The organism is Streptococcus pluranimalium (assembly GCF_047785705.1).
Classification (GTDB): Bacteria; Bacillota; Bacilli; order Lactobacillales; family Streptococcaceae; genus Streptococcus; species Streptococcus pluranimalium_A.
In genome coordinates this window covers 40,264-57,511 of record NZ_JBLOJV010000003.1, presented here as the reverse complement: position 1 = coordinate 57,511, position 17,248 = coordinate 40,264, and the positions used below count along the sequence as shown (strand labels likewise).

General features: G+C 42.4%; 24 protein-coding genes and 1 pseudogene. 4 read left to right on the top strand and 21 right to left on the bottom strand.

Annotated elements, in window-relative coordinates; all coding sequences use genetic code 11:
• Positions 1-79: 79 nt before the first annotated feature.
• From ACMZ6Z_RS01510 to ACMZ6Z_RS01495, 4 genes are all read right to left on the bottom strand, one after another.
• Entirely contained in the window at positions 80-304 is a 225-nt protein-coding gene (locus ACMZ6Z_RS01510) for an acyl carrier protein (protein ID WP_416130894.1), read from the bottom strand.
• A gap of 52 nt (positions 305-356) precedes the next feature.
• Complete coding sequence (locus ACMZ6Z_RS01505) at positions 357-1,328, bottom strand: beta-ketoacyl-ACP synthase III (RefSeq protein ID WP_416130893.1); 972 nt, start codon at positions 1,326-1,328, stop codon at positions 357-359.
• The gene (locus ACMZ6Z_RS01500) at positions 1,328-1,762 is read right to left on the bottom strand and encodes a MarR family winged helix-turn-helix transcriptional regulator (protein WP_416130892.1); all 435 of its coding nucleotides are present in this window, start codon (positions 1,760-1,762) and stop codon (positions 1,328-1,330) included. Before ACMZ6Z_RS01500 ends, ACMZ6Z_RS01505 begins: the two co-directional genes overlap by 1 nt.
• An 82-nt stretch (positions 1,763-1,844) precedes the next feature.
• Positions 1,845-2,648, bottom strand: coding sequence for an enoyl-CoA hydratase (locus ACMZ6Z_RS01495; RefSeq protein ID WP_416130891.1), 804 nt, complete (start codon positions 2,646-2,648; stop codon positions 1,845-1,847).
• Between the two features lie 278 nt (positions 2,649-2,926).
• Here ACMZ6Z_RS01495 and ACMZ6Z_RS01490 point away from each other — a divergent pair, with 278 nt between their 5' ends.
• The gene (locus tag ACMZ6Z_RS01490; RefSeq protein ID WP_416130890.1) at positions 2,927-4,273 is read left to right on the top strand and encodes an aspartate kinase; all 1,347 of its coding nucleotides are present in this window, start codon (positions 2,927-2,929) and stop codon (positions 4,271-4,273) included.
• Between the two features lie 218 nt (positions 4,274-4,491).
• On the opposite strand, the gene ACMZ6Z_RS01485 is transcribed toward ACMZ6Z_RS01490, so the two are convergent.
• The 14 genes and pseudogenes from ACMZ6Z_RS01485 to ACMZ6Z_RS01420 all read right to left on the bottom strand — a co-directional run bounded on the left by ACMZ6Z_RS01485 (position 4,492) and on the right by ACMZ6Z_RS01420 (position 13,343).
• Positions 4,492-4,782 carry an ATP-binding cassette domain-containing protein gene (locus ACMZ6Z_RS01485; RefSeq protein ID WP_416130889.1) on the bottom strand — a complete coding sequence of 97 codons (291 nt, stop codon included), beginning with the start codon at positions 4,780-4,782 and terminating at the stop codon, positions 4,492-4,494.
• A 213-nt stretch (positions 4,783-4,995) separates the two neighbouring features.
• Positions 4,996-5,202: pseudogene (gene yidD / locus ACMZ6Z_RS01480) on the bottom strand (membrane protein insertion efficiency factor YidD); the annotation flags it as partial.
• The gene (locus ACMZ6Z_RS01475) at positions 5,199-5,924 is read right to left on the bottom strand and encodes a pseudouridine synthase (protein ID WP_416130888.1); all 726 of its coding nucleotides are present in this window, start codon (positions 5,922-5,924) and stop codon (positions 5,199-5,201) included. The pseudogene yidD and the gene ACMZ6Z_RS01475, both read right to left, overlap by 4 nt.
• A gap of 9 nt (positions 5,925-5,933) precedes the next feature.
• Entirely contained in the window at positions 5,934-6,497 is a 564-nt protein-coding gene (scpB, locus tag ACMZ6Z_RS01470) for an SMC-Scp complex subunit ScpB (RefSeq protein ID WP_416130887.1), read from the bottom strand.
• Positions 6,494-7,201: a segregation/condensation protein A gene (locus ACMZ6Z_RS01465; protein ID WP_416130886.1), complete on the bottom strand. Its 708-nt coding sequence runs from the start codon at positions 7,199-7,201 to the stop codon at positions 6,494-6,496. Before ACMZ6Z_RS01465 ends, scpB begins: the two co-directional genes overlap by 4 nt.
• On the bottom strand, positions 7,201-7,962 hold the full coding sequence (xerD, locus tag ACMZ6Z_RS01460) for a site-specific tyrosine recombinase XerD (protein WP_416130885.1): 762 nt from the start codon (positions 7,960-7,962) through the stop codon (positions 7,201-7,203). Before xerD ends, ACMZ6Z_RS01465 begins: the two co-directional genes overlap by 1 nt.
• Complete coding sequence (cbpB, locus tag ACMZ6Z_RS01455) at positions 7,928-8,404, bottom strand: cyclic-di-AMP-binding protein CbpB (protein WP_416130884.1); 477 nt, start codon at positions 8,402-8,404, stop codon at positions 7,928-7,930. Before cbpB ends, xerD begins: the two co-directional genes overlap by 35 nt.
• Positions 8,401-8,922, bottom strand: coding sequence for a metallophosphoesterase (locus tag ACMZ6Z_RS01450; protein ID WP_416130883.1), 522 nt, complete (start codon positions 8,920-8,922; stop codon positions 8,401-8,403). Before ACMZ6Z_RS01450 ends, cbpB begins: the two co-directional genes overlap by 4 nt.
• On the bottom strand, positions 8,904-9,875 hold the full coding sequence (locus ACMZ6Z_RS01445; protein ID WP_416130882.1) for a nucleoside-triphosphate diphosphatase: 972 nt from the start codon (positions 9,873-9,875) through the stop codon (positions 8,904-8,906). Before ACMZ6Z_RS01445 ends, ACMZ6Z_RS01450 begins: the two co-directional genes overlap by 19 nt.
• Positions 9,856-10,680 (bottom strand): glutamate racemase, encoded by an 825-nt coding sequence (gene racE / locus ACMZ6Z_RS01440; protein ID WP_416130881.1) that lies wholly within the window; start codon positions 10,678-10,680, stop codon positions 9,856-9,858. The genes ACMZ6Z_RS01445 and racE overlap by 20 nt, the downstream gene beginning before the upstream one ends.
• 53 nt (positions 10,681-10,733) lie before the next feature.
• Positions 10,734-10,976 carry a YneF family protein gene (locus ACMZ6Z_RS01435; RefSeq protein WP_416130880.1) on the bottom strand — a complete coding sequence of 81 codons (243 nt, stop codon included), beginning with the start codon at positions 10,974-10,976 and terminating at the stop codon, positions 10,734-10,736.
• A gap of 420 nt (positions 10,977-11,396) precedes the next feature.
• The gene (gene srtB, locus ACMZ6Z_RS01430; protein ID WP_416130879.1) at positions 11,397-12,209 is read right to left on the bottom strand and encodes a class B sortase, LPKTxAVK-specific; all 813 of its coding nucleotides are present in this window, start codon (positions 12,207-12,209) and stop codon (positions 11,397-11,399) included.
• 62 nt (positions 12,210-12,271) lie between these two features.
• Complete coding sequence (locus ACMZ6Z_RS01425) at positions 12,272-12,721, bottom strand: hypothetical protein (protein ID WP_416130878.1); 450 nt, start codon at positions 12,719-12,721, stop codon at positions 12,272-12,274.
• Between the two features lie 226 nt (positions 12,722-12,947).
• Positions 12,948-13,343: a single-stranded DNA-binding protein gene (locus ACMZ6Z_RS01420; protein WP_416130877.1), complete on the bottom strand. Its 396-nt coding sequence runs from the start codon at positions 13,341-13,343 to the stop codon at positions 12,948-12,950.
• A 60-nt stretch (positions 13,344-13,403) separates the two neighbouring features.
• On the opposite strand from ACMZ6Z_RS01420, the gene ACMZ6Z_RS01415 reads away from it, so the two are divergent.
• Positions 13,404-14,117, top strand: a complete 714-nt coding sequence (locus ACMZ6Z_RS01415) for a class I SAM-dependent methyltransferase (protein WP_416130927.1) — start codon at positions 13,404-13,406, stop codon at positions 14,115-14,117.
• A gap of 273 nt (positions 14,118-14,390) precedes the next feature.
• Here ACMZ6Z_RS01415 and ytpR read toward each other — a convergent pair whose 3' ends face one another.
• Genes ytpR through ACMZ6Z_RS01400 form a run of 3 tightly spaced genes read right to left on the bottom strand, consistent with a single transcriptional unit; the run spans position 14,391 to position 15,614 of the window.
• On the bottom strand, positions 14,391-15,017 hold the full coding sequence (ytpR, locus tag ACMZ6Z_RS01410) for a YtpR family tRNA-binding protein (protein ID WP_416130876.1): 627 nt from the start codon (positions 15,015-15,017) through the stop codon (positions 14,391-14,393).
• A 4-nt stretch (positions 15,018-15,021) separates the two neighbouring features.
• Positions 15,022-15,336, bottom strand: a complete 315-nt coding sequence (locus tag ACMZ6Z_RS01405) for a thioredoxin family protein (RefSeq protein ID WP_416130875.1) — start codon at positions 15,334-15,336, stop codon at positions 15,022-15,024.
• Positions 15,333-15,614: a DUF4651 domain-containing protein gene (locus ACMZ6Z_RS01400; RefSeq protein WP_416130874.1), complete on the bottom strand. Its 282-nt coding sequence runs from the start codon at positions 15,612-15,614 to the stop codon at positions 15,333-15,335. The genes ACMZ6Z_RS01405 and ACMZ6Z_RS01400 overlap by 4 nt, the downstream gene beginning before the upstream one ends.
• 194 nt (positions 15,615-15,808) lie before the next feature.
• Between ACMZ6Z_RS01400 and ACMZ6Z_RS01395 the strand changes: the two genes are divergently transcribed.
• Together ACMZ6Z_RS01395 and pepA are read left to right on the top strand one after the other, a co-directional pair.
• A complete protein-coding gene (locus ACMZ6Z_RS01395) occupies positions 15,809-16,009 on the top strand; it encodes a cold-shock protein (RefSeq protein ID WP_416130873.1) in 201 nt (66 codons plus the stop codon).
• A 142-nt stretch (positions 16,010-16,151) separates the two neighbouring features.
• Positions 16,152-17,216, top strand: a complete 1,065-nt coding sequence (pepA, locus tag ACMZ6Z_RS01390; protein WP_416130872.1) for a glutamyl aminopeptidase — start codon at positions 16,152-16,154, stop codon at positions 17,214-17,216.
• Positions 17,217-17,248 lie beyond the last annotated feature (32 nt).

The following is a 17,248-nucleotide window of genomic DNA, read 5'->3' as shown; positions in this document are numbered from 1 at the left end:
ATAAGCTAGGTGGCAATAAACGATTAGAGAATACTACTAACTAACCTCAGGGACTAAGTTATTCTCAGTCTCTAAAACCTTACTTTGTTTTTTCTTCAACGTAAGCAACTAAGTCACCTACAGTGTTAAGACCGTCTTCGGTTTCAATTTGAATATCGAATTCATCTTCAATTTCAGAGATGACTTGGAAGACATCAAGTGAGTCTGCGTCAAGTTCATCAAAAGTTGTTTCCAACTTCACTTCTTCTGCTTCTTTACCAAGTTCTTCAACGATAATTTCTTGAACCTTTTCAAATACTGCCATTGTTTTTCTCCTTAAATAAAATAAATATATTGTGCTATTAGCACATGGTTAACTATATTTTAACAATTAGATTTCCCCATGTCAAACCTCCACCAAAGGCAGAGAGGAAAATCGTCTGTGAGCCATCTAATGCAATCAATCCTTTATCAACACTTTCTGACAATAAAATCGGAACACTAGCCGCACTGGTGTTGCCGTAATCTTGCATGTTGGCCAAAAACTTCTCACGATCTACGACTATTTTTTTAGCCATCTTATCAAGAATTCTGACATTGGCTTGATGTAGTAAGAAAAAATCAATAGCCATGTCTTTATGATCATCTAGCATCTGACTAATATCTTTAGAGACGGTCTTAATCGTAAAATCAAAGACTGCCCTACCATCCATTGTTAAGTAGGATGACTCTCTCGCTTTTGTCTGACTGTAGGGGGAGTTTAATCCCTTACTTCCTGACTGTAAGCAAGACCACTGATCCCCTTTTGTGTTGAGTGATTCAGCCAAAAAGTGCTTGTCCTCTGACGTTTCCAGTAGCACGCCACCAGCACCATCACCAAAGAGAACCGCCGTTGAACGGTCTGTCCAATCTAAAATCTTAGACATGACCTCCGCCCCAATGACCAAACCTTTTTGGTATTGACCAGAGGCGATCAACTTTTCTGCCATGGCTAGCGCAAACACAAAGCCACTACAAGCCGCTGCCATATCAAAGGCAAAAGCATTGCTCGCTCCAAGATTGCCCTGAACTTTAGCCGCCACAGATGGCATATTGGCATCTGGTGTGATGGTCGATACGATAATGAAGTCAAGCTCATCAGCACTTAGTTGTGACTTTTTGAGCAGACTTTTGGCCACCTCAGTCGCCAGGTCACTGGTGTCTTGTGTTTGAGAGATGTGGCGGCTCTTAATCCCTGTTCTGCTGCTAATCCACTCATCACTGGTGTCTAAACTCCTCGACAGGTCGTCATTAGAAACAATATGATCAGGAGCGTAGTGCGCCACTTGTGAAATTTTTGCAAAGCTCATTATTTGAGGTCCTCCAAAAACTGGTGTAGATTTTTCAAACCCCTACTCATTACCTTAAACTCATCTTCATCAAGCCCATCTGTGATCTGCTTGACCATATTCATGTGGAATTTTTGATGAAGACGGTACAGTAAACGGCCCTTTTGTGAAAGCGTTATGTGAACAACGCGTCGATCTATACGAGACCTTGTTCGAACGATGTAACCTTTTTTTTCCAGTTTATTCAAACTTGTTGTGACAGTCCCTAGGGTAAGCATGAGGGCTTTAGCGATGTCACTTGGAGTTGCTTTTGGGGTGTTGCCAATCTCATCAATGGTGTGCATTTCTTTAATCGAAACATCTTTAAAGCGACTTGTCTTTAAACTTGCTTCTTCGATGATAAGCACGTTATTAAAAATACCAACTAAGTAGTCGTTGATTTCTTTATAATCCACCGAAACAACCTCCATTAAAGTTTGACTTTCAAAGTATAGCAAAGGTGACCTGATTTTGCAAGAATTTTATCACTAATGGCAATCAGTCAAACAAACCATTCCCTGTAAATGACGGCCTTCTTCTCTCAGCATGAGCCTTAACGCCTTCTTTAAAATCATCTTGGAATGCCAGACGCTCTTGCCAGTAAAGTTCCTTAGCAGCGTAATTTTCCCAGTCTGAAAAGAAACTTTCCCAAACTAATTGCTTCATAGCGGCATAGGAATTGAAAGACCCTCTTTTTAAACGCTTAATCAAACGATCACGTGTTTTAGCAAGCTTATCTGACTCGCATGATTTGTAGACAAAGCCATACTCCTCAGCCTTTTCAGCGGAAACAGCCTCACCGGTCATGGCTAACTGAATGGCACGATTAAGCCCAAGTGAGCGTGTCATCAGGAATAAACCACCCGCATCAGGCGCTAAACCAACATTGACAAAGGCTTGGATAAATTTGGACTTATGACTGGCGATACAAAAGTCCGATGCTAATGCCATATTAAAGGCAGCCCCAGCCACAGCACCATCTGTGTACATAATAACTGGCTTAGGCAGCTGCTTGATCCTAAACGAAATGTCCTGCACATAGCGTGCAATGTCTACTAGCGACGCAACATCATCCTCGGCAACCGCTCGCTCCATCTCAAGCAGGTCTCCACCTACTGAAAATACCGCTCCCTCAGCCTCAATAACTAAGAGTTGAACCTCAGGGTCATGCGCAACTGTCGTCAATACCTCTATGATCTCCAAGCACATGGGAATATTAAAACCATTATTGGCTTGCTCTCGATTAAATGTCAATGTAGCGACCTTATCGTCGACCGAGAATCGGATTGTATTATAAAGCATTTTTACCTCTATTCCTTTGATTCTTAAATCATTTTACTCTCAAAGTATATCACAAAAATAAAATTTTTCAATCAATACCCTCTCCATCACTAACAACAGATACCCCTAGCCTAAATCAAGTGTTGATTGGGTAAAAGCACTTCACTTGTGAATACAGGCTCTTAATCCCTAAAGAAGCCAAACCTTATCATAAAGTAACGCATTAAGCCATTTAAACCTTGTAAATTACCGAGGATTTGCTATAATTTTCAAATACAGATTCACTAGGAGTGCATGATATGAAAGTGACAAAGTTTGGTGGCAGCTCTCTTGCCTCAGCACAACAACTACAAAAAGTATTGGCTATTGTCAAAAGCGACCCAGAACGACGTTTTATCGTCGTCTCTGCACCGGGTAAGCGATACCCTGACGATACCAAGGTAACCGATGCTCTCATCACCTACTACAAGCATTATCAAAACCAAGAAGATACTCGTCTGGACAAAGAATGGATTGTCAACAGGTATCGAGACATGGCTATCGCGCTAAAGATGGACTTAGCCATCATCGAAAGCATAAAAGCATCCATCGACCAGTTAGAGCAGTTACCGATCGCAAATAATCCCTATCTCTACGACGCTTTTCTAGCAGCTGGAGAGGATAATAACGCCAAACTCATCGCTGCCTTCTTTAGAGAGAATGGGCTAGACGCTAGCTATCTCCACCCTAGCCAAGCTGGGCTCTTGGTGTCAAGCGAGCCTCAAAATGCAAGACTTTTGCCAGGAAGTTACGAACGCATTCAAAATATCTCTAACAGTGAGTCTATCCTGATTATCCCAGGTTTTTTTGGGGTAACTAGAGATAACAACATCTGCACCTTCTCCAGAGGCGGCTCAGATATTACTGGCTCTCTGATTGCTGCTGGAATCCAGGCAGACTTATATGAAAACTTTACCGATGTGGATGGGATTTTTGCCGCTCATCCCGGTGTTGTACCTGAAGCACAGCCCATTAGCGCCCTAACCTATAAGGAGATGAGGGAATTGGCCTATGCAGGCTTTTCAGTGCTTCACGACGAGGCCCTAATTCCAGTCTATCATTCTAAAATTCCATTGGTGATTAAAAACACCAATAACCCTGACCATCCCGGTACAGCCGTTACCCTAAACTCAGAGAATCGCCAGCAACCTGTTGTCGGTATATCTGGTGACGATCACTTTGTCTGTATTAACATCGCCAAATATCTGATGAATAGAGAAATTGGTTTTGGTCGTAAAGTCTTACAAATGCTTGAAGAGTTAGCGATTAGCTGGGAGCATCTGCCAACCGGTATTGATGACATGTCTATCGTGCTTCGAGAGCGTGAATTAACGCCTGAAAAAGAGCAGCGCATCATTGATTATCTGCACAATAAGCTCCAGGTTGATAGCCTAACAATCGAAAAAGAATTATCAATCATCATGATTGTTGGGGAAAATATGAAAAATCATATTGGTATCACTGCCTCTGCTACAAAAGCACTCTCGAAAAAGAACATCAACCTCGTCATGATTTCACAAGGCTCTAGCGAAGTTTCCATCATGTTTGTCATCAAATCCAAGCATGAAAAAGCAGCCATACAAGCCCTTTATTCAGCCTTTTTCTAAATCAGCTGTATCATGCTTATACATCTCCAAAACATACCAAAAATGAGTAGTGACCAATAGGGGGTCACTACTCATTTTTGCTCTATTGTTACACTTATGCTATCTTTCGATTAGGGTCAGTTTGATCTTAGGAATCACCAGCGTCGTGACAAGTAAGGCCAGGCAGGTCGATAGCATCATCACAAAAAGCCCTTTACCAGCAAGGTTGAGTCCTAGCATCACATTGTCCCAAACCTTGTGTAATAGTCAATGACCGAGGTTTGAGGGGTAAATCCAAGGGAAGAAAAGAGGTGTTTTTGATCTCGAAAGGCTTTAGTATTGTATAATACCTTTCCTGATGTCGATTCTTGAAAACCAACAATGGTATTGATTAGCGTTGATTTGCCAGCTCCATTTGAACCTAACAAGCCGATAAAATCTCCCTTTTTGATGTCGAGAGAAATGGTTTTCAGAGCCTCATGATTGCTATAAGACACTGAAATAGCATCTATCTTTAGGATATTGGTCATCAACTGACCTCGCTTTCTAACAGCAATGGCTTAAAAGGGGCGTCTTCAGTAAGATAGAGATGTCTAAAACTGTAAAGCCTCAATCATCATTGACATCAACGTCAATAGGTTGATAAATGTCCTATCGCTAGTCCAATAAGTCAAAAATACCGCTTGGTCAGGAACGAGGCCATTTAAGGCTTTCTGGTTGTCGGGGGGGGGGGGGGCTATTTTTTCAGGGACAGGGTCTATTCCTCCTTTAGACAGGGGATGACATCTTGATAATCTCACAAGCCCCAGCAAAACTCCTTTTAAACCATGGCTATCAATCGCTTCAAGCATATACTGTGAGCAGGTGGGGCGAAAGCGACAAGAGCCAGGCCACAAGGGGGATAAATACCTTTGATACCAGCGAACAAGGGCTATCAAAATGCTTGTCATTTGAGCTTATTGACAGCCATATTATGAAGCTGACTCACTTCTTTTTTATTGAGGCGACGTGATTCTCCTGGGCGAAGACCTGTCAAGTCCAAAGTTCCAAATCGGGTGCGTGATAATTTATCCACCAGTAAACCAACCGCCTCAAACATCTTTTTAACTTGGTGATGACGACCTTCATGGATGACCAATTCAACGACTGAGCGATTTTTATCAGCCTCAACCTTGATGATATGATAGCGTGCTGGCTTGGTCTTCTTGCCATCAATAACAAGACCACGCGTCAAGGGACGAAGATTATCCTTCGTCGCAATCCCTTTAACACGCGCCACATAGACCTTGTCAATCTCATTTCGTGGGTGAATCATCTTGTCTGTAAAATCACCATCATTGGTTAATAATAATAAGCCAGATGTGTCCCAATCCAAGCGCCCAACAGGATAAATACGCTCCTTAACTTTGGGCAGTAAGTCTACAACGGTCTGACGGCCTTTTTCATCTGAAACACTTGAGATGACGCCACGAGGCTTGTTTAGAAGGTAATAGACCTTTTCTTCATTATAGATGGGGCTGCCTTCAACCTCGACCACATCACCTGACTTTACCGTAGTGGCCAACTCCGTAACCGTTTGACCATTGATGGTCACCAAGCCTTTTTTGATTAAATCCTCTGCCTTACGGCGACTAGCCACACCTGCGTGGGCGATATATTTGTTAATTCTCATCTTATTTCCTTATTCTTCTAAAGAGGTAACTTCCTCAAACAAGGCGACCTCTTCTTCTTTGATGTCAATGTCTGACACATCAACCAACTCGTCCAAACGATTGATCCCCATATAGTCTAAAAAGTAATCCGTTGTTGCATAGAGGTTGGGACGACCAAGAACCTCTTTTTTACCCACTTCATGAACCAAACCAAAGGCCTGAAGTTTCCCGATAGCCCCACTAGAATTAACCCCACGAATAGCATCTACTTCAATTCGAGTAATGGGTTGCTTGTAGGCAATAATCGACAAGGTTTCCAGACTCGCACGAGATAGGCTTTGATTGATTGGGGTGTGGGCGTAGGATTTTAAAAGCTCTGCATAGGCCTCTTTTGTCACTAATTTATAGGTATTGGCCGACTCTAAAATCCTTAGAGCCGAATCCTCATCCGCCTGGTACTTGTCTATCAGCTTATCCATAGACTGCTGCAAGCCTGACGGGGGCAACTCTAATAATGCTGCCAACTGACGGATGGATAAGCCCTCTTCCCCAGCAACAAAGAGCAGGGCTTCCATTTGTGATAGTATTGTCATGTCGCCTCCCTCCTTAGAGTGACCTCTGAAAAATGACTCTCTTGCTCAACACGCAAGGTCTGACGTTTGACCAACTCTAAAATCGCCAAAAAAATCGTAATCATCTGCTCCTTATTGTCAGCCTCTTGAAAGAGTTGACTCATTACTTGGGATTCTCCCACTTTAATCTTGTCCTCAACAAAAACCATCATGTCCTCAATGCGGTAATGATCCGCTACAATAGTGGCATGTTCTTTTCGAAAAGTAACCTGCTTTTGTGCCATCATTTTTGAAAAAGCAAGATAGAGATCAATCGTGGTTTTGTCCTCTTTTAGCGTCACATCGTCAGCCACAATCTCAGTTTTTGACTTGGAAAATAACTTAGCCCGGTCTAAATGCTGCTGGTTCAAGGCTTGCGAAATGATCTTGAAGCGTTTGTATTCTTCAATTTGTGACAACAGCTCCATCTCAAGGTCTTCTTCAAGCGGTTCTTCTTCCACAACCTTTGGTAAAAGCTTGCGGCTCTTAATCAGCATCAACTGGCTTGCCATAAGCATGTATTCACCTGCCACCTCAAGCCTCATGCCTTGAAGAGTGGCTAAATAAGCCAAGTATTGCTCAATGACCTCAACCAAGGGGACATCATAAATATCCACCTCATATTTGGAAACCAAGTGTAGCAACAAGTCAAGAGGGCCTTCAAAATCTTTTAATTTAATATCCATTAGTTGAAATATTTCTCAAGGGTTTGCGTGGACTTGAGTCCAAGTTGTTTGGCAAGGGCAAAAGCCGATTGGCCATCTGCTATCTGATGCAGTATAAACTGCTGGCGTAAGGCCTGGGCCGTCAGCTGAGCCAAGCCCTGACTGTCTAAGTAAGCTTTTAACTGCAAGAAAAACCATTGGCGCGAGTAGGGCTTTTGTCCACCAAAAAGATAGGCTTCCTTAGCAAGCTGAGGGAGTTGTTGCAAGATCAGCTCTGGCAAGGGCAAAATCCGAACATGACCATTTCTACTGACTTTAAGAATCTTAAAATCACTATCTATAGCCCCTCCTGTCAACTCAGACATTTCCTTGAGGGTTAAGCCCATCAAGCCTAAAAAAGAAGCCACCAAACGACCCTCCCTATGAGGGCTATCTGCTGTCAAAAAGTCCAAGTCAAGCACCTCATAAGACTTTGCCACAGGCATGGTCTCCCTAACCGCCTTCAGGCGATAATACCGCTCCAAATCACCTGTTTCGTAGAGGTAGAGCAAAAACTGATTGACCGCCGAGTGTTTGCGCTTTTGAGCACTGACTGTTAAGGATGTTAAAAAAGCTTGATAATACAGAAGACTGGTGTCATTGATCCGACCCTCTACCAAGCTCATAAACTGCTCCAAATCATAGGCATAGGACTGCTTAGAGGCTTGTGAAATGGGTTTGCTGGCTAAAAAATCCTGAATCACGGCTCTAGTCATCATGGTGGTTTTTGGGGGTAATGTCATAATCGTTTGTAAAATCATGAAGTAAGGCATTGACAGCCTTCAAGATGGACTTACGTGTGATAATGCCTAAAAAATGATTTTGATCATCCAGCACAGGCAAAAAAGGATTGTTTACCAGCTTGTGCATAATCTCAGTCAATGAAGCATCTGCCAAAATGGTTTCCACCTTGTTATTGACAGCTACTGCTATATCCATCTGTGCTAATGCTCGCTCGTCCAAATCCGTCTCAGCCTGATAGTGCATAATATCAGCTATCGAAACCGTACCACAATAGTGCTTATCCTTGGTAATGACAGGAATCCTGGAATAACCATTACTGGTCAGTAAAAGCACAACGTGATCAATATTATGAGTATCAACGACAATGGCTAAATCTTTGGATGGAATACGGTAGTGCTCTGTATAATTGCGTAAAAAGTCTTCAAATGGTTTTGCGATCATCTGGTAAATTCCTGTGATAAATCTGGAAAAATCTGGTGGTTAAGGTCAAGAAAATCAACGGTGATGCTATAATCAGTCACCACAACCTTGGCGTAGAGCTTTTTAGTGACCTCTCCACGAGGCTCCAAGACAGACCCTGGATTGATAAAAACGACACCTTCTTCTTGCCAGGCGGCCGCTCGGTGTAAATGCCCATATAGGCAAATAGCCGCCTCCGCCTCTTTGGCAAAGGAAACTAAATAACGCCACATAAAGTTAATATGATAGCAATGCCCATGGGTTTGGGCAATGGTAAGCCCTGCTAAGTTGACCACATTATCCTGCTGATAGCCATCATCATAGTCACAGTTGCCTTTAACCACATGAATCCCTTGCCAAATCGGGTCTGTTGAAGGAAGTTCTGAATCCCCGTTATGAAAAATAGCATCAACGTTGCCCTCATAATGGGCTTTGATATCCTCAACCACGGCTCTATCGCCGTGAGAATCACTGAGTACAATTAAAGTTTGTTCTGCCATGCTGAAAATGCCTCCATTAGTTTTGCCATGGCTAGGCCACGGTGAGATAGCTTATTTTTTTCTTCTGGACTAAGTTGTGCTGCGGTTTTGCCTGTTTCACCCACCAAGAAGAGAGGATCATAGCCAAAGCCATCCTCGCCTTTCTCCTCATAGGCGATATAGCCCGGCCAGTCAGCTGCCACAACAAGACTTTCCTTTCCAGGCGCTGCAACCACAAGGGTAGAGTGAAATTGCGCACTACGATCTTTTTGATCAAAGACCATGGCTAATTCGTGTAACAATTTGGCATTGTTCTTAGCGTCCGTTGGATCAGGTGCTGAAAATCGCGCTGACCATACGCCCGGAAGACCACCAAGAGCATCAACCCTCAAGCCTGAGTCGTCTGCTAAAACCATACGTCCAGTCAATTTTGAAATGGTCTCAGCTTTTAGACGGGCATTTTCTTCGAAAGTCATGCCGGTCTCTTCGACTTCAGGAAGATCAGGATAGTCATTAAGACTCTCCACAGCAATACCGAGTGAGGCAAACATCTGACGAAACTCCCTGACCTTGCCCTCATTATGCGTGGCAATGAGTAACTTATCACCAAAGTCTGAAAGGTCTGTTCCAAAAAAGTGGTTCACTTCAATACCATTCTCAGGGAGATGAACAGCCAAGAGTTGGTCTTTTTCGATAATGAGAACAGCACCTTTATGACGCTTTAGGTGTAAATCGCGCTGCATTTCTTGATTAATCACATCAACTAAAAAAGCAATCAAGTGAAAATCAGAAGTCAACTGAACAATATGAACTTGCAGACGCTCAACACCTAGTCTTTTTAAAAGACTATGAAAAATATCTTGATTCTTTTCATAATCAGTGTCATTTCCAAAGCAAGTCACGTCATTAAAGTCTGACCATTTACCAATAAACCAATTTTGGTCATCTTTATATTCATAAATCTGATGACTCATGTAAAACCTCCTCAAGGTTAATTTGTTCCACACAAATGGCTTTTCCTAGCCAGCTTTCAGCCATTTCTTGAAAACTCGTGACACCAGCTGTGGTGTAAAAATAATCGTTTTTAGCCTTAGCCTCTCGGCTACGATTGATTTCAAAATAATTAAGCAAGACCGAAATATCACGAACCGTCTCAGCGCCACTATCAATCAGGGCGACCTCTGGCCCCATAACATTTTGAATAATGGGACGCAACAAGGGATAGTGAGTACACCCCAAAATCAGAGTGTCTACTTTTCCAACTAAGGGTGCCAAGGTTTCATAAACCACTTTCTTGGCAATGCTTGACTGGGTCTGATTGGACTCCACCAAAGGCACAAACTTGGGACAAGCCATCGAGATCACCTCCACTTGAGGGTCTAGCAACTGTACCTTTTGCCGGTATATATCCGATGAGATAGTCATCGGCGTTGCAATAACGCCAAGTTTTTTGCCTTGAGTGACCTTTATAGCAGCACTTGAGCCAGGTAGGATGACTCCTAAAACGGGGATATCGAGTGCAGCCTTGATCTCCTCCCAAGCGACCGCTGTCGCTGTATTGCAGGCAAAAACAATCATCTTGACATTTTTGGTCAAGAGGAATTTGACTAATTGCCAGGTATACTCTCGAATTTGATCAGCTGGTCTAGGACCATAAGGAGCTCTTGCGGAATCGCCAATATAAACAATCTCCTCATGCGGCAGTTGGCGTATCAGCTCTTTGACCACCGTTAAACCACCAACGCCTGAATCTAAAAAACCAATGGGACGATTATCCATAGCCTCTTCTTTCTAAAAAGGGCTAGAAGCCTTGCTCCCACCCCCTCTTAATCTTATTTTTTCTTTTTAGCAGCGGCTGCTTTTGATTGTTTAACGATATTGCGGTAAGTCTGCTGGACTTTAGCTTCATTTGGCTTTTGCCCCATCTGGCTCATCATTTCACGAATGGCATCTGGTGTCAAACGTGGGTATTGACCGATTTCTTTCTCGATTTGTTTACGAGCGATGAACATCCCACCAAATAAACCTGCAATAACTGCTAATACAAGGATTAAAATCCATAATGCTGTTGACATGTTTTGAGTTCTCCTAGTCTTATTTACCGTTTTATTATACCATAATCCCTCCAAAATGTAACCAAAAATCGTTAGCAGCAACCCTTTCAAAACAAAAAACGAACGCCCCCCTTAACTTTGTCTGAATGAGGTCAAAAAGAGGCTGGGACAAAAGTCCTAGCCTCTCAATTATTTTTTGAATTGTCAATCGAGACGCAGTGGTTGAGTGGGCTCTAATACGCTGATTTCATCAGCTTTTACAGTCCTACTCAACTGTGCGGAGGTGGGAGTGAAACGGTCTGGGGATAGACCGTTTCAGCCCTAACCTAGACATAAAAGAGTGAGGGAAATCGCATTCTGACGAATGACCGATTTTTGTCCCACTCTCAGTCAATCTATTGGCTAACAAATGAGTACTGATAAAGCTATTGTTGAACGGTATTAGCGTGTCGGAGCGTAGCTGAGTTGGTCACTCTTTTCTTTGAGGAAAGTGGTCAACTCTGAATCAGGAATTTGTCGCAAGTATAAGTTCGCTCGAATGGTCTCGTCATCCTCACGGCAAGTCGACAAAACAAGGTAGCGATCAGTATCTTTAATGGTTATCTTGTCATTTTTAGTAACGGCATCTTTAGACACAGCTGTCAACTGATCCTTAAATTCAGCCTTGCTTTCAAAGGCTGTTTTGTAAAAGGCTGTTGTCTCAGGAACAATAATCATAAAGGCAGCCTCGTAGTAGTATTTACGCTCAGGCGTTTCAATCACTACATACTGATGCTGGTCAAAATAATCTTGGCTGTCATAGTAGTTAACGTCGTTAAACATACGATGATCTGACACTTGAGACCCACGAGCATGACCGAACAACCAAGTCAGTTGATGGTCAAAATGCTTAGAATTTTCATAATCCATAAAGACTGTTCCTAGGTAAGGCTCATGATTGCCTTCAAAGGTTTTATCTAGGTAGGTCGCATTGTCCGTTGTCTGTACGACAGGCTCATCTAGCTTGGTCCCTGGAGCATAAACGTAAGCAATCGTGTCTGGATTGGTTGCCAGCAAAGGATCAAAACGTTCTTTAAGGTAGTCTTTTTCTGCTTGACTAACCTTGTAGATGCTACTGGTCTTGGCTGATGGCTGTGATGAAGCGGTCTCTTTGGGTACCTGAGCTGTTTTACCACAAGCAATGAGAGAGACAATCGCCATGAGGCTAGCAATGACAAGGGAAAGGCGTTTTAAAATTGGTAGATGTGACATCATAAACTCCTCTAACGTCAAAAAGGCTGGAATCCAGCCTCCTTGAACCTTAATCTTATGTAAGATTATTTAGCAGCACTTGTTTTTGGAAGTGCTTTTGAACCTTTTGCTGTAGCTGCTGCTGCAACTGATTTAGCTGCTTGTTTAGCTGCAACTTTTTTGTCATCAGCTTTTGCTTCTGGTGCTACTGCGCCTGCTGGAGTTGTTACTTCTTTTCCGTTAACAAGTTTTGTTTCTGTTCCAACAACCACGTTAGGACGTTTAGCGTAAACTGGAGTTGTTACTTCTTTTCCATTAACAAGTTTTGTTTCTGTTCCAACAACCACGTTAGTTGGAATTTCTTTGTTCTCAACGTCTTCTACGAAAGTAGATTCTACTTTAGCAGGTGTTGCTGGCGCTACTGGCGCTACTGCAGGCTTGTTAGTGTCAACCCAAGTACTACCGTTTTCTGCTAAAACAGGTGCTGCTGCAAACAAAGTTGCTGCTGCCATAAGTGTTACAATTGATTTTTTCATGACAAAAAATCTCCCTTTTTCTTAAAAAAATTTCCAAATATACCAAATATATTGGATAACTTAATTATAACCCCCCCCCCCCCCCATTTGTCAAGTATTTTACTTGATTTTTAACACTTTTTTACCTTTTTTTATTGTCATTGCCAAAGCCCAGAGAGCATCCTCATTTCCAAAACAGCTCTCAATAACGCCTGACTTTGGGCATCATCTTCGGGTTTTGAATGACTTAAAAGGGTAAGGCTTCTTCTTCAAGAACCAGATCAGCAAGATCTGCTGCGACATTATTTTCACGCATAGCACGCTGGGCACGGCTCTCCAAGAGTTGGAAGGATTGTCCAAGAACTTCTGTCATGTAATGCTTTTGCCCGTCTTTCTCATAGGTACGCGTGCGTAATTCACCGTCCAAAGACACCAAGCTTCCCTTAGTCCCATAAGAGGCTAGCGTCTCAGCTAAGCGCCCCCAAAACACAACCGTCACAAAGTCTGCTTCACGCTCACCGTCCTTGCTCTTGAAACGACGATTGACCGCAAGCGTCACACGCGTCACAGACTTGTTATTGGGGGTCTTGACCATCTCAGGTGTCGCGACCAAGCGTCCAATTAACATGATTTTACTATACATATCATTTCCTCCTAACTATTTATTCGAGAAAGATATGCTAAAATAAAGCAAAAGGAGAAAATAATGATAGATCTGCCATCTTATAAAGACACATTGTCCAAACCTTGGGGGAAAATACAATACGAATTGACTTTTGCACAGTTAGCACACTTAGAAAACAAAGACATTTTAGATTTTGGTGCTGGGGTTGGATTGGTTAGTCAATTTCTAGCTCAAAAGAATCGACTAACAGCTATTGAGCCAAAGGCTGATATGCTTTTTGCGGATGATTCCCAGACCTTTACTAAAATCCAAGGCTCTTTAGAAGCTCTAGAAGCATTATCAGACCAGTCTTTTGACATCATCTGCTGCCACAATGTCATGGAATATATTGAACCGAGTCAGCGTGCAGCTTATTTCGACCAGTTTCGTCGACTTCTAAAAAACAATGGCAAACTGTCTATTATCAAGCATAATCAAGTGGGAAAAATTTTCCAAGGCGTGGTCTTTGCTAATCAACCAGAACAAGCATTAGACTCATTACAAGGCAAAGATTTTGAAAGTCAATCATTCGCTAACGGTAGCACCTATTCCAGGGAAGACCTAGTCGAATATAGTCAGATGTCTATCGAAGATTACCATGGTTTGCGCACCTTTTATAGTCTACAACCCAATGCCTTCAAGATGGAAGCAGATTGGTTAGAAAAGATGGTTCAGATTGAACTAGCCGTTTCAAACTTAGCCCCCTATAAAGATGTGAGTTTTCTACAACATTTTTGGTTGGTAAAGAAATAGTCGCTATTTTCATGGCGAAACACAAACAAAACATGATTGACATTTCAGCTTAAGAAAGGAAAAATGGCTCAACAAGATCTGCTTATTTGGCTTTCCAAGACCAATTTCCCAGATACGAAAGCAAAGGACTATTTGAGCTGGATTAACTATCAGAATTTCCTAATGACTATTTATTTGGATTTGAATCAAGGTCACATTCTCGAACAAAACTTAAAAGACAAAATTCAAAAAATCTGTTCATTATAGGCAAAAAAAGACGAAAAACCGTCTTTTTTACTTCTTCCAATGCTTCTCAATATCAAGCGCTTCACCGACCACAGCACTGTCATCTAGTTCAATGATACCACGGACTTGAGGAGCATTTGGCAGAGCCAACTCACGAGGGCTACACATCATGCCAAAGCTATCTTCGCCACGCAATTTACCAGAGAAAATAAGACTACCACTCGGCATCATAGCACCCGGAAGAGCGACAATGGTTTTCAGACCAACCGCCGCATTTGGCGCACCAGCTACGATTTGCACCGTCTTATCATCGCCAACTTGAACCTGACAGATATTTAAGTGGTCACTATCAGGATGAGCGACCATCTCAAGGATTTGCCCAACCACAAACTTAGGCGCATTGTCTGCGACAAGTTTTTCTGAAAATCCTTCCTTAGCCAGCTCAGCGTTTAACACAGCCACCTGCTCCTCAGTCAAAAAGACCTGACCGCGTTCATCAAGGTCAACCAAGCTAGAGGCTTCAAAAATGTTCCAAGCGACCGTCTCACCTGATGCCTCTAAGTAAACACGCGCAACCTTGCCATGACGCTCAACAGCTACCTTTTGCCCCCTATCTTCCTTAACAATAACCATGAGCACGTCACCAACGTGTTCTTTATTATACGAATAAATCATTTTTTTACAATCCTTTCAAAAATGCATTAATCTCTTCCTTGGTTTTACGATTCTTATCCACAAACCGACCAATTTCTTGACCGTTTTCAAACACAACGAAACTTGGAATCCCAAAAATATCCCATTTTTGCGCTAAATCCATAAAGTCATCACGGTCAACCTGCCTAAAACTATAGTCCGTATTTTCCGCCTCAATAGCTGGTAACAGCGGATAAAGATATTGACAATCCCCACACCAATCAGCTGTAAAGAGAAAAACAGTCTTTTGACCAGAATCAATCTGTTCAGCTATTTGCTCATAAGATAATACCTTAATCATGCCACAACCTCTCTAGCGATCATCTCATCCTTATCATAAGAAAACGTAAAGGTACGGCCATCAGCTAAAACGGCGCCACCGGTCATGCCAGACCCTTTCTCAAAGGCATTGACATAGATAAGGTCAATCTCGCCGTATTGACTAAAATAAGCTCTAACAGCTGCCATACAGCGCTCCTCATTGGTCTCAATCATTCTCTGAGCTAGCCTAGCAGCTAGGGCTGTCAGCCCCAGACCAAGCAAAACGCCACCTAACATATTACTCTTTTTATTCTTCATAACTACTATTTTACCACAAGAAAGACCTATCAAGATACTTTTAAAAACATCTTTTTTGCATTTAAAACATTTTTGGGTTGACTTTGTTTATGATAAAAGGTATACTTAACGAGTAATTAATTGTCAGAGTTATCATGTTTCACATTGTCATCTCCTTTTATTTACGCATCATAAAAGGAAGGAAGTAACTCATTATGGCACAAGGTACTGTAAAATGGTTTAATGCTGAAAAAGGTTTTGGTTTTATCTCAACTGAAGAAGGTCAAGACGTTTTCGCACATTTTTCACAAATCCAATCCGATGGTTTTAAATCACTTGAAGATGGACAAAAAGTTTCATTTGATGTTGAAGATGGTCAACGTGGCCCTCAAGCAACCAATATCGTTAAACTTTAATTAAACGATAAGAGTCTGAGATCAACGATCTCAGACTCTTTTTGTCTCACAAACACTCAAGATTGGATGCAAGAGCCTTTTTCATTTCTGACCAAACGTGGTAAAATACTAAATAAGACATAAACAGCATAAGGAGATTGATATGACCGATTTATTTGATAAGATCAAAGAAGTAACTGAACTCAAAGGAACATCAGGTTTTGAACAACCTGTCCGCGACTACTTCCGCAACAAAATCACCCCGCTTGTTGATGAAGTCCAAACTGACGGACTTGGTGGGATTTTCGGAATCCGCCATCACGACAATAGCAATGCCCCACGGATTATGGTCACGGGTCACATGGATGAAGTAGGCTTTATGATCAAAGCCATCAAAGATGATGGTACTTTCCGTGTTTTAGAGCTGGGTGGCTGGAATCCATTAGTGATCAGCTCACAGCGTTTTAGCCTACACACTCCTGATGGGCGGGTCTATCCTGTTATTTCAGGCTCTGTCCCCCCGCACTTCCTTAAAGGAAACAGTGGCTCTTCCCTACCAAAGACAGAAGACTTTATTTTTGATGCAGGCTTTGACAGCAAAAAAGAAGCTGAAAGCTTTGGGGTCTATCCTGGCTCAGTTATTGTTCCCGAGTCAGAAACCATCCTCACAGCCAACCAGAAACACGTCATCAGCAAGGCCTGGGATAACCGCTATAGCATTCTCATGATTCCTGAACTGCTAGAAGCCGTCAAAGACGAGACCCTCGGACACACCCTCATCGCTGGCGCAAATGTTCAAGAAGAGGTTGGCCTTCGTGGCGCTCACGTCTCAACAACTAAATTTGATCCAGAACTCTTCTTCGCTGTTGACTGTTCTCCTGCTGGAGATATTTATGGTAATCCTGGAAAGCTTGGGGACGGTACCTTGATTCGTTTCTACGATCCAGGTCACATCATGTTACCAAACATGCGTGATTTCCTATTGACTACCGCTGAAGAATCGGGCATCAAATACCAATACTACCCATCCGCAGGTGGTACTGATGCTGGCGCTGCTCACCTTAAAAACGAAGGTATTCCTTCAACAACTATCGGCGTTTGCGCCCGTTACATTCACTCCCATCAAACACTCTATGCGATGGATGACTTTATCGAAGCCCAAAACTTCCTACAAGCTATCGTGAAACGTCTTGATCGCTCAACCGTTGATGTGATCAAGAAATACTAGAAAGGACTGAGCTAAAACGAAAGCTCAGTAAC

What these genes read in the sequence shown, in the direction of transcription:
- ACMZ6Z_RS01505 (WP_416130893.1), bottom strand. Translation starts at nt 1,328, where the DNA reads ATGAGCTTTGCAAAAATTTCACAAGTGGCGCACTACGCTCCTGATCAT.
- ACMZ6Z_RS01465 (WP_416130886.1), bottom strand. Translation starts at nt 7,201, where the DNA reads ATGGATATTAAATTAAAAGATTTTGAAGGCCCTCTTGACTTGTTGCTA.
- cbpB (WP_416130884.1), bottom strand. Translation starts at nt 8,404, where the DNA reads ATGATCGCAAAACCATTTGAAGACTTTTTACGCAATTATACAGAGCAC.
- racE (WP_416130881.1), bottom strand. Translation starts at nt 10,680, where the DNA reads ATGGATAATCGTCCCATTGGTTTTTTAGATTCAGGCGTTGGTGGTTTA.
- ACMZ6Z_RS01445 (WP_416130882.1), bottom strand. Translation starts at nt 9,875, where the DNA reads ATGAGTCATCAGATTTATGAATATAAAGATGACCAAAATTGGTTTATT.
- ACMZ6Z_RS01485 (WP_416130889.1), bottom strand. Translation starts at nt 4,782, where the DNA reads ATGACCAATATCCTAAAGATAGATGCTATTTCAGTGTCTTATAGCAAT.
- ytpR (WP_416130876.1), bottom strand. Translation starts at nt 15,017, where the DNA reads ATGATTTATTCGTATAATAAAGAACACGTTGGTGACGTGCTCATGGTT.
- ACMZ6Z_RS01425 (WP_416130878.1), bottom strand. Translation starts at nt 12,721, where the DNA reads ATGAAAAAATCAATTGTAACACTTATGGCAGCAGCAACTTTGTTTGCA.
- scpB (WP_416130887.1), bottom strand. Translation starts at nt 6,497, where the DNA reads ATGACAATACTATCACAAATGGAAGCCCTGCTCTTTGTTGCTGGGGAA.
- ACMZ6Z_RS01490 (WP_416130890.1), top strand. Translation starts at nt 2,927, where the DNA reads ATGAAAGTGACAAAGTTTGGTGGCAGCTCTCTTGCCTCAGCACAACAA.
- xerD (WP_416130885.1), bottom strand. Translation starts at nt 7,962, where the DNA reads ATGACATTACCCCCAAAAACCACCATGATGACTAGAGCCGTGATTCAG.
- ACMZ6Z_RS01420 (WP_416130877.1), bottom strand. Translation starts at nt 13,343, where the DNA reads ATGTATAGTAAAATCATGTTAATTGGACGCTTGGTCGCGACACCTGAG.
- ACMZ6Z_RS01495 (WP_416130891.1), bottom strand. Translation starts at nt 2,648, where the DNA reads ATGCTTTATAATACAATCCGATTCTCGGTCGACGATAAGGTCGCTACA.
- ACMZ6Z_RS01405 (WP_416130875.1), bottom strand. Translation starts at nt 15,336, where the DNA reads ATGATTAAGGTATTATCTTATGAGCAAATAGCTGAACAGATTGATTCT.
- ACMZ6Z_RS01450 (WP_416130883.1), bottom strand. Translation starts at nt 8,922, where the DNA reads ATGGCAGAACAAACTTTAATTGTACTCAGTGATTCTCACGGCGATAGA.
- srtB (WP_416130879.1), bottom strand. Translation starts at nt 12,209, where the DNA reads ATGATGTCACATCTACCAATTTTAAAACGCCTTTCCCTTGTCATTGCT.
- ACMZ6Z_RS01395 (WP_416130873.1), top strand. Translation starts at nt 15,809, where the DNA reads ATGGCACAAGGTACTGTAAAATGGTTTAATGCTGAAAAAGGTTTTGGT.
- ACMZ6Z_RS01510 (WP_416130894.1), bottom strand. Translation starts at nt 304, where the DNA reads ATGGCAGTATTTGAAAAGGTTCAAGAAATTATCGTTGAAGAACTTGGT.
- ACMZ6Z_RS01435 (WP_416130880.1), bottom strand. Translation starts at nt 10,976, where the DNA reads ATGTCAACAGCATTATGGATTTTAATCCTTGTATTAGCAGTTATTGCA.
- pepA (WP_416130872.1), top strand. Translation starts at nt 16,152, where the DNA reads ATGACCGATTTATTTGATAAGATCAAAGAAGTAACTGAACTCAAAGGA.
- ACMZ6Z_RS01475 (WP_416130888.1), bottom strand. Translation starts at nt 5,924, where the DNA reads ATGAGAATTAACAAATATATCGCCCACGCAGGTGTGGCTAGTCGCCGT.
- ACMZ6Z_RS01400 (WP_416130874.1), bottom strand. Translation starts at nt 15,614, where the DNA reads ATGAAGAATAAAAAGAGTAATATGTTAGGTGGCGTTTTGCTTGGTCTG.